This window comes from Paenibacillus contaminans, assembly GCF_003285015.1.
Lineage (GTDB): Bacteria > Bacillota > Bacilli > Paenibacillales > NBRC-103111 > Paenibacillus_V > Paenibacillus_V contaminans.
Genome location: NZ_QMFB01000019.1, coordinates 43,120 through 56,353, shown reverse-complemented (window position 1 = coordinate 56,353; position 13,234 = coordinate 43,120). Strand labels below are relative to the sequence as shown.

Here is a 13,234-nt window from a genome sequence, read left to right as displayed (position 1 = left end):
ATCAAGCGAACCAGCTTTTGATGGACGAGAATACCGATTTCGTTTTTTCCCAGAGGAAAAATTTCATTGCCGGACGTTCGCCGAGCTGCGTCGTTTCAATCGTTTTTTGCTTGCCCATATCGGAAACTGCGATGCTTGTATGTTTGGCAATCGTTTCGGCTTTCGCATCCTTTGCCTTCGCGGACAAGGATTTCGTTCCGACCGATTCCGCACTGCCGCGTTTGTCGTCCTCTTTCGGCGCTTTAGCGGAAAGCGGGACGGCTTTAGGCGAATCCGCCTTTTTGCGGGAATCCGTTTTCTCTTCGGCTACCGCCTCGCCGGAGGCCGCATCCACGAAGCACAATGGAGGGAACAGCACGCACCACCAGTTTTGTCCTTCACCTTTGCCGAGCGTCACCCGAAGCGCTTCATAATTTCCTGCAGGGTAGATCCGGTTTCCGTACATTTTCGTCGGGAAAGGCACGATGCCAAGCTCCACGCTGTACCCATATGTATAACCGTGCTCCGCCAGCTGCTTTCCAACCAGCTCGCCGAGCTCCGGCAAATGATCGCGGACGGTTTGCCGAGCCTGGTCGATCCCTTGCGGCTCGCTTACCCATTTGTCCATTTCGGCGATGATCGCATCGCGGATGACCCGCTTGATCGCCTGATCCTGAACGGCGTCGGAATTGGCCAGTATGCGCAGACGGATCGCTTCCGACGGAATGTCGGAGCCGACAACCGCCGCATTCGATTTATTCGTTTCCCAGCAAGCGATCATAACCAGCATCGCGAATATTACGTAAGCATATTGCCGAAACGAAACCCGTTTAACCATCTCGCACAACCCCTTCCTGTTCCATACTCCAAGTATGGACAGAGGGGTCTTTCTTTAAACCTATCAATCTAGTAAAAGTTTTCTAGCTTTCCTCATTCTCATAAAATGTGATCCGGTTGCCGAACGGGTCGGATATGCGAACCTCCCGCGTCCCCCAAGGCGTATTTTCGATCCCCGGGCGCGCATACTTATATGCCTTCCCGAGCAAAGCGGCGTGGTACGCTTCGAGCGCATCGACTTCGATCCGGATCGACGAGCCCGGCGTACAGTCTCCATAGTGCTCCGACAAATGAATGAGGCATGCGCCTCGGGATATCTGCATATAAAGAGGGAAGCCGTCCTCAAACCGATGCTCCCAGTCCACGGCGAACTCCAAAAAGCCGATATAAAACTCCTTCGCTTTCTCTTCATCAAATATGCGCAAAATAGGCGTTACCGGCTTCATCCCGATTTCTTGACTTTTCATGATAAAACCTCCTTGAGTTTAATCGACCTTCTCTTGCGGGCTGGTTTGCTGCATTCCCAAGCAACAGGATGCTTTTGGAAAACCTTCTTCCTCAACTGTCTCGCATATGATTCCGGCAGTCAATCAATAATTTACAATAATGCCCCGCCTTGCTATGATCGAAGTATCATTATCAGCAAGGATAAACGCCTACCGGCGTCTTTGGCGCTGGCGTTTACCGAGATTTAGAGCCGCTTCCACGATATACTTTGCTGATAAATCAAAGAAACGCGTGAAACCGTACCTTCTTCTGAAGGCCGCAAGCAAAAGGAGGTCGCCCGGTATGCCGGATTGGTCTTATCAGACGCTGTTCCGCCCGCTGCTTTTCAAATTGCCTGCCCGAACAGCCCGGGATTTGACGCTCGGCGCCATGGGCGCCTTAAGCCGTCTGCCGGGCGGCGCGCTTGTTATCCGTACGCTGGGCCACGCTGAACTGCCACCGATTTTGCAGACCCCGTTAGCGGGTATTCCGCTGCAAAGCCCCGTCGGCTTAAGCGGCGAGTTGGACGTTCACGGAACCGGCCGCAAAGCGCTTTCCCAGTTCGGAATCGGCCATATCGAGATCGGCCCCGTCACCGCCCAGGCGATAGAAGACGATAGACCGATTATTCGCGACGAAGCCGCGGAGACGATCCTTTATCCGAACCTCTATGTCAATGACGGGCTTGACGCCATCATCGGGCGTTTGGATAAAGAGCATGCGCACCTTCCTGATTCGAGCAGCGAAGAAGCCGGAGCTCCGCAAATAGGCAAATCCGCCAAACGGCTTCCTTACCTGTTCCGGCTTGCGCACATGCCCGGTTTGAATCCCGAGGACGCCCTGGCGGAGCAGAAAACGACAATAACGAAGCTCGCGCCTTATGCGCGCGGCTTTATCATAGACGCGACCGTCGAGCGGGACTGGACATCGGAGCAAACTGCAAGCTTTCTCGCTCAAATAAGGGAAGCCGCCCGTCTAGCGGCTCCGGAGCGGCCTGTTCTTCTCTATGTCCCGCTAGATTGTCCCTTCGGTAAACTCAAAGAGCTGCTCCGAATCGTTCGGGATGAACGCTTCGACGGCATTTCCGTCGGCGACTTCATCCGCACCGAAGTCGGGGATATCATCGGTCTGACCGGAAAACAACGGTGCATCGAACTGCTTCGCACTATTAGCGGGACAATCGGCTCCAGCGTCCCTATACTTGCGTCGGCCGGCGTTCACGAACCTCAAGACGCCATGGACTTGCTGGAAGCCGGAGCGGCTGCCGTCCAATTGCACAGCGGCTTCGTCTATAGCGGCCCCGGGCTCGCAAAGCGAATTAATGAAGCGATCGTTTATGATCGCGTTCGTTCGAAGCCCGCTCCGGCAGCACATTCGTTCTGGCGGGACTGGGGCTGGATGTGCCTGCTTGGCTTGGGTATGGTAATCGGCGGGATTTTGGCATGGTGGATTGCCGCCACCTCCGTTATCCTCCCCTACGACGCAGCTTATTTAAATATGAACCAAACGATGCTCGCACAGTTGAACAGACGCCTGCTTCCCTTTATGTCCCATGACAGGGTGACGCTGGCGGGAACGATGATGTCGATCGGCATCCTGTACGGACTTTTCGGATGGTTCGGCCTGCGCAACCGGCTTCATTGGGCCAAAACCGCTCTATTCACCTCAGGAGCCGTAGGGTTCTCAAGCTTTTTCCTGTTTCTCGGATACGGCTACTTCGATCCGCTGCATGCGCTGGTTGCCGTTATTTTGCTTCCGATGTTTCTTATGTCGATGCGAACCCGCGCGGATCAGCCCTCCCGCAAACCGCCCAATCGATTTAACGATCCACGGTGGCGGCGGGCTCAATGGGGACAGCTGCTGCTCGTTACGCTCGGATTTTCGCTTGCGACCGGAGGCATCGTAATCGCTTGGATCGGGATGAACGACGTGTTTGTGCCGCAAGACTTAGCCTTCCTATGCACAACCCCGGAAATGCTAACGCAGCTCAACGTGCGGCTTGTACCGCTTATCGCTCATGATCGCGCTGGCTTCGGCGGGGCGCTGTTTTCGAATGCAATCGCCATTCTGGCTGCGGCATTATGGGGGATCAACCAAGGCGAACGCTGGTTGTGGTGGACGCTGCTGATCGGGGGCCTGCCGGGGTTCGCAGCCGGCTTCGGCGTACATCTCGCGATCGGCTATACCGATTTGCTTCACTTGTCGCCGGCCATTTTCGCGTTTGCTCTGTACGTAGGAGGACTGGCGCTGCTGTACCCTTATATGGTGAAACGAAAGCCGGTCGCTGAACCCCTGTCGCCTACACTCCGTTAAGACCGACTAGATTTTATAGGGGATGCACAGCATTTGTTTGTGTAACGGATAAGTTATCGACATCAATCCCCCAAAACTCCAGAGCTTAAGATGCATGCTCCATGCCACTGATCACTTGTGCTCTGTAGAAATAGTAAGGAAAAGTTTACTGTTCATTAGGCAAATCTCACTATCTCTCGCCAAAAAACCGTGTTCTGGCGAGCTAATGAGGCAAATGCAACTATTCGTGAGGCAAACGAAATGAATAGTTGCGTTTGCCTCACAAACAGGCGAGAACGAGCATTTTACAGGTGAAATAGTACGGATAGCCTCATAAATAATAATATTTTCTACACTAGCGAACTGTCCAGGCACCCGTGTTTGCTTCTCGTGTCTTCTTCAGTTCCTAGTTTTAGACTTGATCTCGTACTAAAAGGCCGAGGAAGCAGCCGCCTACACGGCTTCGTGCAGTATGCAAACTAAAAGAAAAACCTAGCGGCAGATTGGACATCAGCGCTAGGTTTTTTTTCGAGCTTTTCGTTTATGCGCGGCTGGCTATACCATATAGCTGCTTTCGCCGGACCGTTTTTCTCGACTATCTTACCGCCACGACATGACGTTCGATGCCGGCTAAATCCTTCACTAGATCGATCGCCGTCCAATCAGCCGCTGAACCCAACATACGCGCTACCTCTCGGGCTTGTCCTTGTCCGACTTCGAACCCGATAACGCGCGGGCAAGCAGGAAGTTCCGCGAGCTGCGTTATCATTCTGCGGTACAGATCAAGTCCTTCCGGGCCGCCGTCCAGCGCGCTATGCGGCTCGTAATCCCTCACCTCGGGCTGCAAGCCGGCCATATCCCCGGTTGAAATATACGGCGGATTAGACACGAGCAAGTCGATGGCGGTACCTTGTTCGATATAAGGCAGCAATAAATCGCCTTGAACGAACTTCACCCGCTCGCCTACGCCGTTGCGCTCGGCATTTCCCCTAGCCGTCTCCAGCGCTCCCGCCGATATGTCGGAGCTCATGACCCGCCACGCAGGGCAATGTACCGCAATGGAAACCGGAATCGCCCCGCTTCCCGTGCCTACATCCGCGAGCAGGGGACTGCCCCCGGGCCATAGCCGGTTTCCTTCCGCGATCATCCGCTCGACGAGCAATTCCGTCTCCGGACGCGGAATAAGGACGTTCCGGTTTACCGTAAACGGCAGCCCGTAAAACTCCTGCTCGCCGATGATGTACTGGGCCGGCTCTCCCGCCGCTTTGCGCTCCAGCAATCGCAGCCAGTCCGTTTCCCGCTCTGCTGGGAACGGTTCCGACCAGCGCAGCAGAAGCGACGTGCGGTCCAGTCCGAGGGCGTGCTGAAGCAGCAGCTCGGCATTAGCGGAGCTGTCCGCTACGCCCTTGTCGCGTAAAAAAGAAGAAGCCTTTAAATAGGCTTCACGTATGGTTTCCGCATGCATCGGCATGACGTCTTATTCTCCTTTATCGTCCAGCTGATCCGCTTGCGCAGCCACTGTCAACGCCGAAACGATTTCTTCCAAATCGCCGTTCAAGACAGTCTCCAAACGGTGCAGAGTCAGGCCGATCCGGTGATCGGTCACACGGCTTTGCGGGAAATTGTACGTACGGATCCGTTCGCTGCGGTCGCCGGTACCGACTTTGCTTTTGCGCTCATCGGCATATTTGGCTTGCTCTTCCTGCAGAAACTTATCGTTAATCCGCGCACGCAGTACCTGCAGCGCTTTTTCTTTGTTGGAGTTTTGCGATTTGCCGTCTTGGCAGGTGGCCACGATGCCTGTCGGGACGTGGGTTACCCGCACGGCCGATTTCGTCGTGTTGACCGACTGCCCGCCCGCTCCGCTCGAACAGAACGTATCGACGCGAATGTCGCTTTCTTTGATTTCGATATCGAAATCCTCAACCTCCGGCATAACGCCGACCGTTGATGTGGACGTATGGATCCGTCCGCCCGACTCAGTAACCGGAATGCGCTGCACCCGGTGAGCGCCGCTCTCGTATTTCATTTTGCTGTACGCGCCTTTGCCGGTAATCATGAAAATGACCTCTTTGAACCCGCCGAGATCGTTCAGATTCGTATCCAGCACTTCCACTCGCCAGCCCTGGGTATCCGCATAACGCGTATACATCCGATACAGATCGGCTGCGAACAAAGCCGCCTCGTCGCCCCCCGCCGCTCCGCGAATTTCCACAATAACGTTCTTGTCGTCGTTCGGGTCTTTCGGCAGCATCAAAATTTTGATCTGCTCTTCCAAGCGGGTTTTGTTTTCGACGAGCTCGTCGATTTCCATTTTGACCATCTCGCGCATCTCGTCATCGAGCTTCTCGTTCTGCATCACTTTCGCTTGCTCGAGCTGCTCCATGACCGATTTGTACTCCATGTAAGCCGTATACGATTCCTGCAAATCGGACTGCTCTTTGGAATACTCGCGCAGCTTCTTCGGATCGTTCGCAACGTCCGGATCGCAAAGCAGCTCGCTTAATTTATCATACCTATCCGCTAATGATTGAAGCCGGTCCAACATGTTCGTTCACCCCTTGCTTTCTAAAAACCTTTATTAGAATGGATTGCCGCCGTCAAGGCATCCGCTAAACATTAAAGCGGAAATGCATAACATCGCCGTCGTTCACGACATACTCCTTGCCTTCCAGCCGGAGCTGCCCTTTATCCTTCGCGGCGTTCATCGAACCCGCTGCAACCAAATCCTCGTAAGATACGACCTCGGCACGAATAAATCCGCGTTCGAAGTCCGTATGAATAACGCCTGCCGCTTGAGGCGCTTTAAGTCCTTTGCGGATCGTCCACGCACGCACTTCCTGCACGCCCGCCGTAAAGTACGTGTACAGTCCGAGCAATTTATAGGCGGCGCGAATCAAACGGTTGAGGCCGGATTCCGTCAAACCTAATTCTTGCAAGAACATTTCCTTGTCTTCTCCGTCCAGCTCCGCGATTTCCGCCTCCACCTTGGCGCTGATCGGCACGACTTCCGCGCCTTCCTTCGCTGCGAACTCGCGAACCTTCTGCACGTAAGGATTGTCGTCGGCATTCGCTACTTCCGCTTCGCTTACGTTAGCCGCATACAGCATCTTTTTCATCGTCAGCAGGTGCAGATCGCGAATCAGAACCGCCTCTTCATCGCTAACCTCGACGCTTCTCGCCGGCAGGTCATTGTACAGCGCCTCTTTGATCCGTTCCAGGCACTCGACTTCGGCCGCGTACTTCTTGTCGCCGCCCTTCATATTTTTGCGGGAGCGGTCGATCCGCTTCTCCACCGACTCGAGATCGGCAAGAATCAGCTCAAGGTTGATCGTCTCGATATCGCTGATCGGGTCGACTTTGCCGGATACGTGCGTAATGTTCTCATCCTGGAAGCAGCGGACGACATGAACGATCGCATCCACTTCGCGGATATGCGCCAAAAATTTATTGCCGAGCCCTTCGCCTTTGCTTGCGCCTTTCACGATGCCGGCGATGTCGATAAATTCGAACGCCGTAGGCACGATCCGGTTAGGGTTGACGATGTCGGCCAGCTTCTGCAGCCGCTCGTCCGGCACTTCTACAACCCCTACGTTCGGGTCGATGGTACAGAACGGGTAGTTCGCGGATTCCGCCCCCGCTTGTGTGATCGCATTAAATAAAGTCGATTTGCCCACGTTCGGCAAGCCGACGATTCCAGCCTTCAAAGCCATTACGACAACTCCTTAATTTTCTGTAAATGGTCATTATTTAATTATATCGCAGACGTGATGCAAAGTCATCCTGTAAACCGCTGGCGATGCTTCGAAAATACCCAAACAGGCTATCGCCAGACAGAGGCCTGACAATAGCCTGATTCGGATAAAGAGCCGAACCTCTGTTCATCCTATTCTCATCTTTCGAACCCGAAAATAAAACTAAATTTGCACGCCGTTTTTGCGCGCGAACAGGATCGTATTCAACCACGTCAGCTCCGATTGCGTCAGCGTCTGCTTATATGCCTTCTCCACCCAGCTGTTGTCGGTAATAAGCCCTTGCTTATAAAGCCCGTCGAGCGCGTCGCCGAGCATGTTCCATTGCCAATCATGCTCCAATTTCATCGGCATTCTCTCCTCCGCTTCCGTATCGTAGCTTAGCAATTGATGGGTAGCGATCAAGCTTTGCAGCTTTCCCGGGTACGCCGGATCGGTCGCATATCCGCAAGCCTGCAGCATGACGGTCTGTTCCTGCGGCGTTGCCGAAACACGTACCCGGTCATAGCGCGGCTTCAGAAAAAGCAGATCCTGATCGCGGAAGCAGTCGGCGATCGTATCGTACGCACGCCAATCCGCGGCCACGCCATCCACCCGGACGCCGTCGTAGACCTCCCAAGTCGTCCTGCTTACGCTGCGGCCGCGCCAATACGGCGTTAGCCCGCCATCGCCCACTTTATATCCAACCAGGTTGTTCCATGGATGCAGGGTGCTGCCTGTTTCGAGCAAAGCCTGCGCAATTCGGACGGACGGGAATATCGAGGAGCCTTCGGTACGCAGCAAAACGGCGATCGGCGCTACGGCATCGATAAATTGCCGCTGTGACACCTTCATACGGCATACCTCCTTGTCCTTATTAGAAGGATGCGTCATCCTCTGTTTATCTTACGTAAAAACAGTAGAGTTGGTCACAGCGCCAAGCAAGGACGGTTAGTTAACCACATCGGATTTTACGATTCGACCGCTGTTGTGCAGCATGGAACTCTGAAAATACGGCATGTTTGCGGGTCAAGGAGGAATATAAATCTTTCCGTTCATTTTTCGTTCAGATGCGGACTATATGATTAAATAGGGAAACTTCATCCCTATACTAATTCTAAAAAAAACAGAGGCGAATGATGAAAAAAAACATAAATACCTTATCCTTGTTCTGCTTTGTCGCCGGTATCCTGCTGCTATTATGGCCACAAGCCAAAGACATTTATTACGATTGGCGGCAAACGAAGCTGCTGGAGCAAACGGAACAAAGCTTCTCCGTTTCGGGCGAGCACGAGGTCGACCCCCGGGCTGCGGCCGAATACGAGCAGCTTTCCCAATTGTTTATGCAAGTCAATGAGTCTCCTGCGGCCGAAGAGGAGGAGGTGCCGGAAGCGAGCCCCGCTCCGCAAGCGGAACCTGAGCCGAAGCAAGACAAACAGGCTGTTGCGCTTCTCTCCATCGACAAAATTAACCTGAAATTGCCGGTGTTGGAGGGAGCTACCGAGGAGAACATGAAATACGCAGCCGCCCATATGACGGAGACGGCCGCGCTCGGCGAAGTCGGCAACGCTGCGATAGCCGCTCACCGGGTACGAAATAAAGGAAAGCTCTTCAACCGCCTGAACGAGATGGAAGTGGGCGACAAAATTGAGCTGAAAATAAAGGACAAAAAAATCGTCTATACCGTTTATAACGTCGTTGTTGTTAAACCCACGGATACTTGGGTGCTGAAAAGCAACAAGAAAGATCAAGTACTCACCCTCATTACATGCGATCCGATCGTCAACGCGACTCATCGGCTTATTGTGCAAGCCAAACCAAACCCTGATTACTAGTAGTCGAGTCACGCCTGATCTATAGGTAGGTCCGCCGATTCCCCAAACCTTTAAAATTTTACGCCAGTCTTCACCTCGTGAAGGCAGGCGTTTTTTATGTTCGCGCTTTTAAGCCAGCGCCCGGACACAATTGCTAAATCACCATCATGAAAAAGCCAATCGCGGTAAATGTGTGACGGACTGTATCGGCGAAAAATTATGCTGCAGCCACACAGCAAAACGCCTGCCGGCGTCAATGACGCAAGCAGGCGTTTTATCCTTTAACGATGAATTATTTGTTTCTGGAGAATCTGCTTCTCAGAAGCACCGCCCCCAAGAGCAACATGACAAGACCGGCCATTTCAAAATAATAATGCCTTTCTTCGCCTGTCTTCGGCAGCTCTTTTACTGGAGGCGTTATGCCAAGCGGAACATCCTCGACATCAATGTCAATGAAATATTCCTCTTCGGCTCCGTCCTTATCCTTGACCACGATTGTAAAATGATCTTTTCCGATATATCCGGAGTCCGGTTTATAAACCCAGCGGCCATCCGGATCTACATCTACCGTGCCATTTTTCGGTTTTTGTCCGACTGACGGTTTTCCTCCGAGCGGAACTTCAACTTCGCCCTCTAACAAAGTGTCTTTGTCCGTCTTCTTCTGTTCGGTTACCGGCTCCTTAGTCGGTACCGGCGTCGGCGATGGCGACGCAGTCTCTACCGGCGTCGTTGCTGTCGGTGTCGGCGTCGGTGCTACTGAAGTCGTCGGCGTTGGTGTCGCAGGCGTTGCCGATGGCGTCGGTGTTGGTGTTGGTGTTGGCGTTGCCGGTGTCGGCGACGGCGTTTCTACCGATGTTGTCGGCGTCGGTGTTGCCGGTGTTGGCGACGGCGTTGCCGGCGTCGATGTCGGTGTCACTGTCGGCGTTACCGTAGGTGTCGGTGTCGGCGTCGGTGTCACTGTTGGTGTAGACGTCGGCGTTACCGTAGGTGTCGGCGTCGGTGTCGCCACTTTTTTGTTTTTAATTGTCTTGTTAATCGGTGTCGTAGAATTAATCGTTACCTGGTGATCCTTCGAATCCAAAACGTATCCTGCCGGAGCTGTAATTTCGTTCAAAATGTAGTCTCCTGCCAGGAGCTTTTTAAATTCAATCTTCCCGTCGTTACCCGTCGTAAGGGTATTGACCAGGATACGATCCGAGCCAGATACGCGGAATAGACTGAATGTCGCGCCGCTGAGCAGCTTAGTACCATCGAGCTCATCCTTTTTCTCAACGGTCAGCGCGCCTCTAATCCCGCTTCCTGTACCGGATCCCGATGAGAATTTGACGATGATCTCTTTTGTTGACGGCGTTATTGTTGTTTGTACGTTATTGCCGCTAAACTCCACCTTATTGGTTACCTTATCATTGTTGGCGGCAACAATTAACGATTGATATTCCAAAATATAAGCCGTCTTGATTTCATGTAAAAATTCAAGCTCGAATGTCTGATTGCCGCTATTATCCGTTTTGATTTCCAGTTTATAATCAACATTTACCGTTAGTTCCGAGACAGGTTGCGCTTTTTTCACATTCCCTGCACTATCGACGGTCGTCTCAAACAAATGGAACGTTCCCGGCTTAAAGATTTGATTGTCGCTTGGGATATCCTTGATTTTCGCTCCTTGAACGGTCGACTGTCCGCGATTGATGGCGATAGACCAATTAATCACGTCGCCGTCCTGCTGGCCGTCCTTGTAAACATACTCCCCGCCTTGCTTGATGTCTACGGTAGCGGAGTATTTCACGACCGGATCGGAATTATAGGTTACCGAAGCTTCATTTTTAACATTTGCGCCTACAATTTGATTGTCGATGCTCGTTTCGAATGTAATCAAGAACGGATCGCTAAAAGGAGCATTCAAAGGATCGCTAAATTTCACGACCACTTTATTCGGATCGTTCTTGACGATCTGGTAACGATCAGCCGGCACTTGGGCAGCTTTTGCCGTAGTATCTTCCTTTTTGCCGCCTGTCGTAATATCCATGTAGTATACTTTGATCGAATCGGGATCCAGCTTTTGGCCTGCAGGTACAGCATCCGTTACATCAATCGATGTAAGCGGCTTTCCGTTATAGTTGACCCCGATATTCCAAGTAACTTTCTTCGTAGCGGCATTGTAAGATCCGTACTTAAAGCCGTTCGCCTTCGTCTCAGGGTTAGGATCGAAATCTTCATCCACTTTTATGGATTTCCCCGGGTACTGATCCCAAGTAACTTCAGCAGTGTTCAAAAATTTCGTTTTTCCGGTAAGCAGCTCATAGTACATGAATTTCGTTTCGTAGCTAATCGTGTACGGAACGTTAATAGGAGCTTTGAATTGAACATTAAATCCGTCTTTTACCGCTGGCGGATTCGGTAGTATTTCATAAACCACTGCCGTTACGCCGCTATTTTTTGGAGCCACTTTAATCGAATCCGGAATGAGCTCCAAGCCCTTGTTTGTAAAGGTGTCCTTGATAAGCGCGTTCGTCATCAGCTTGGAGTCGCCATTAACCGTGATGGTCCATTTCACCGTCTTATTCTTGTAATCTACCGCTCCAAATGACTTCTTCAGGATCGCTTGGGTAACATCCCGTTCAGCATTGACGCTCCCGTAGGTCACCGTGCTGACCGTATTTTTGATCGTCTTGGTGCTTGTGATACGGTCTGCTGCAAGATCGGTCGCTTCAGTCTGATATTCGATTTTATACGCCGCGGACACAGGTTGTGCGAACACAAGTTCAAAGCCAGTTTTGCCGGTGTCGCTCTTAGGGTTCACTGTGTAACCGGCAGGAGTGTTCAGCAAGGTCTTTTGCCCTTCGCTTCCGTCGGCATTCAGCTTAACGGATTGGACCTTCAGCGAACCGGCAACCAATCTCTGAGAATCATCAAAAAGGTCGGTTACGGTTTGATCCGCATTTTTTCTTTCATCGTAGTTGTATTGGATGGTCCAAGAAATAACTCCTTTACTGGAATCGTAGCTCGAGCTCTTTGTTAAGTGCTTGCCTTGATTCACGGTAACTGTTTCGTCAGCAGAAACTCCTTCGAAAGTGGCTTGGTTTTTAAACGTCGTTATACTAGCGTCAGTAATTGCCGTCGTATATTTAATTTTGTATGCTTTTTTGATTTCTCCGTGGAACTGAACAGTCAAAGGTGCGCCGTTTGTGTATGTATACTTTGAAGGATCAACAAGCGTCTCCTTGATTACCCCGCCCCCAGCATTGATGTCAAGCTCATAGACGGCCACCGTAACCGGTGCAGCCAAGCCTGTAGGGATCGTATCGGTAACGACTCCGTTCTGTACCGTATTCAAGCCTTTATTGACGATGATTTCCCAGTCTATGGATTTGGCATTAAAGCCTGCAGGAGTTCCTTTTTTTTCTATTTCCTTTGCGCCGGTCGGCTTAAAGAACACACTTATCTCATAGCCGCCATTGACCGGGAACGAGATTTTCTGCTCAGTAGAATCCGTCACTTGAAGCTTTTTAAAAACGGATTTAAACGTTAACGTTCCCGCGACGAAGTCGTTTTCGATATCATTGAATGTCATGAGTACTTTGTGATCGGATTTCGTAGCCTTAAACGTCCCTACAGAACCTTCATCGGTTACAAGATCACCCGTAATATCGTTGTACAGTTCGAAATTGCTCGGAAGCGTGAACGTATACTTGCTTCCATTCTCGTACTTGCCGTTCGGAAGCTCCCATGTAAAATCGAGTTTAACTTCCGATTCTTGGTCGTATACGTTGCCGGTTACAGGTTGCCCGTTTTTATCATAAACCGTCATCGTTACGCTGGTTAAAATATTTTCGGTAATGGTGCTCCCGGCAGCATTCGCAACAAATATGCCGCCGCCATAAACGGTTTGCATAAGAAGCAAAAACGCGATAAGCATCATGCTGATTTTTTTCTTAAATGCGGGAGCTGTTAATGTCCTCGTTACCATTTCATTACTCCTTTTCTACAGTTTGGTGAAAAATAAAATCGCTCTCCTCCTCCGCCTCCTAAAATCTGGTCGCTATCTTCTCTCTTTTTGGCAGCTTTTGCTTGTCTCGTTGATGGAATCATGATATC

9 protein-coding genes are annotated in these 13,234 nt (G+C 51.6%); 2 read left to right on the top strand and 7 right to left on the bottom strand.

Annotation, left to right across the window (positions count from 1 at the left end):
- Position 1 precedes the first annotated feature (1 nt).
- Together spoIIR and DQG23_RS27190 are read right to left on the bottom strand one after the other, a co-directional pair.
- Entirely contained in the window at positions 2–817 is an 816-nt protein-coding gene (gene spoIIR / locus DQG23_RS27195; RefSeq protein WP_113034186.1) for a stage II sporulation protein R, read from the bottom strand.
- Between the two features lie 82 nt (positions 818–899).
- A complete protein-coding gene (locus tag DQG23_RS27190) occupies positions 900–1,283 on the bottom strand; it encodes a glyoxalase superfamily protein (RefSeq protein ID WP_238178051.1) in 384 nt (127 codons plus the stop codon).
- A 322-nt stretch (positions 1,284–1,605) separates the two neighbouring features.
- Here DQG23_RS27190 and DQG23_RS27185 point away from each other — a divergent pair, with 322 nt between their 5' ends.
- Positions 1,606–3,615, top strand: a complete 2,010-nt coding sequence (locus tag DQG23_RS27185) for a dihydroorotate dehydrogenase (protein ID WP_113034185.1) — start codon at positions 1,606–1,608, stop codon at positions 3,613–3,615.
- A gap of 574 nt (positions 3,616–4,189) precedes the next feature.
- Here DQG23_RS27185 and prmC read toward each other — a convergent pair.
- From prmC to DQG23_RS27165, 4 genes are all read right to left on the bottom strand, one after another.
- A complete protein-coding gene (gene prmC, locus DQG23_RS27180; RefSeq protein WP_420330256.1) occupies positions 4,190–5,065 on the bottom strand; it encodes a peptide chain release factor N(5)-glutamine methyltransferase in 876 nt (291 codons plus the stop codon).
- A gap of 6 nt (positions 5,066–5,071) precedes the next feature.
- Complete coding sequence (prfA, locus tag DQG23_RS27175; RefSeq protein ID WP_113034184.1) at positions 5,072–6,142, bottom strand: peptide chain release factor 1; 1,071 nt, start codon at positions 6,140–6,142, stop codon at positions 5,072–5,074.
- Between the two features lie 64 nt (positions 6,143–6,206).
- On the bottom strand, positions 6,207–7,307 hold the full coding sequence (gene ychF / locus DQG23_RS27170) for a redox-regulated ATPase YchF (protein WP_113034183.1): 1,101 nt from the start codon (positions 7,305–7,307) through the stop codon (positions 6,207–6,209).
- 204 nt (positions 7,308–7,511) lie between these two features.
- Positions 7,512–8,180 (bottom strand): glycoside hydrolase family 73 protein, encoded by a 669-nt coding sequence (locus DQG23_RS27165; protein ID WP_238178050.1) that lies wholly within the window; start codon positions 8,178–8,180, stop codon positions 7,512–7,514.
- 284 nt (positions 8,181–8,464) lie between these two features.
- Here DQG23_RS27165 and DQG23_RS27160 point away from each other — a divergent pair, with 284 nt between their 5' ends.
- Positions 8,465–9,160, top strand: a complete 696-nt coding sequence (locus DQG23_RS27160) for a class D sortase (protein ID WP_113034182.1) — start codon at positions 8,465–8,467, stop codon at positions 9,158–9,160.
- A 271-nt stretch (positions 9,161–9,431) separates the two neighbouring features.
- On the opposite strand, the gene DQG23_RS27155 is transcribed toward DQG23_RS27160, so the two are convergent.
- Positions 9,432–13,106, bottom strand: coding sequence for a collagen binding domain-containing protein (locus DQG23_RS27155; RefSeq protein ID WP_113034181.1), 3,675 nt, complete (start codon positions 13,104–13,106; stop codon positions 9,432–9,434).
- Positions 13,107–13,234: the final 128 nt, after the last annotated feature.

Bases quoted from the DNA above. Each gene is read 5' to 3' on its own strand.
- DQG23_RS27160 (WP_113034182.1), top strand. From the start codon at position 8,465: ATGAAAAAAAACATAAATACCTTATCCTTGTTCTGCTTTGTCGCCGGT.
- spoIIR (WP_113034186.1), bottom strand. From the start codon at position 817: ATGGTTAAACGGGTTTCGTTTCGGCAATATGCTTACGTAATATTCGCG.
- prmC (WP_420330256.1), bottom strand. From the start codon at position 5,065: ATGCCGATGCATGCGGAAACCATACGTGAAGCCTATTTAAAGGCTTCT.
- DQG23_RS27185 (WP_113034185.1), top strand. From the start codon at position 1,606: ATGCCGGATTGGTCTTATCAGACGCTGTTCCGCCCGCTGCTTTTCAAA.
- DQG23_RS27190 (WP_238178051.1), bottom strand. From the start codon at position 1,283: ATGAAAAGTCAAGAAATCGGGATGAAGCCGGTAACGCCTATTTTGCGC.
- DQG23_RS27165 (WP_238178050.1), bottom strand. From the start codon at position 8,180: ATGAAGGTGTCACAGCGGCAATTTATCGATGCCGTAGCGCCGATCGCC.
- prfA (WP_113034184.1), bottom strand. From the start codon at position 6,142: ATGTTGGACCGGCTTCAATCATTAGCGGATAGGTATGATAAATTAAGC.
- DQG23_RS27155 (WP_113034181.1), bottom strand. From the start codon at position 13,106: ATGGTAACGAGGACATTAACAGCTCCCGCATTTAAGAAAAAAATCAGC.
- ychF (WP_113034183.1), bottom strand. From the start codon at position 7,307: ATGGCTTTGAAGGCTGGAATCGTCGGCTTGCCGAACGTGGGCAAATCG.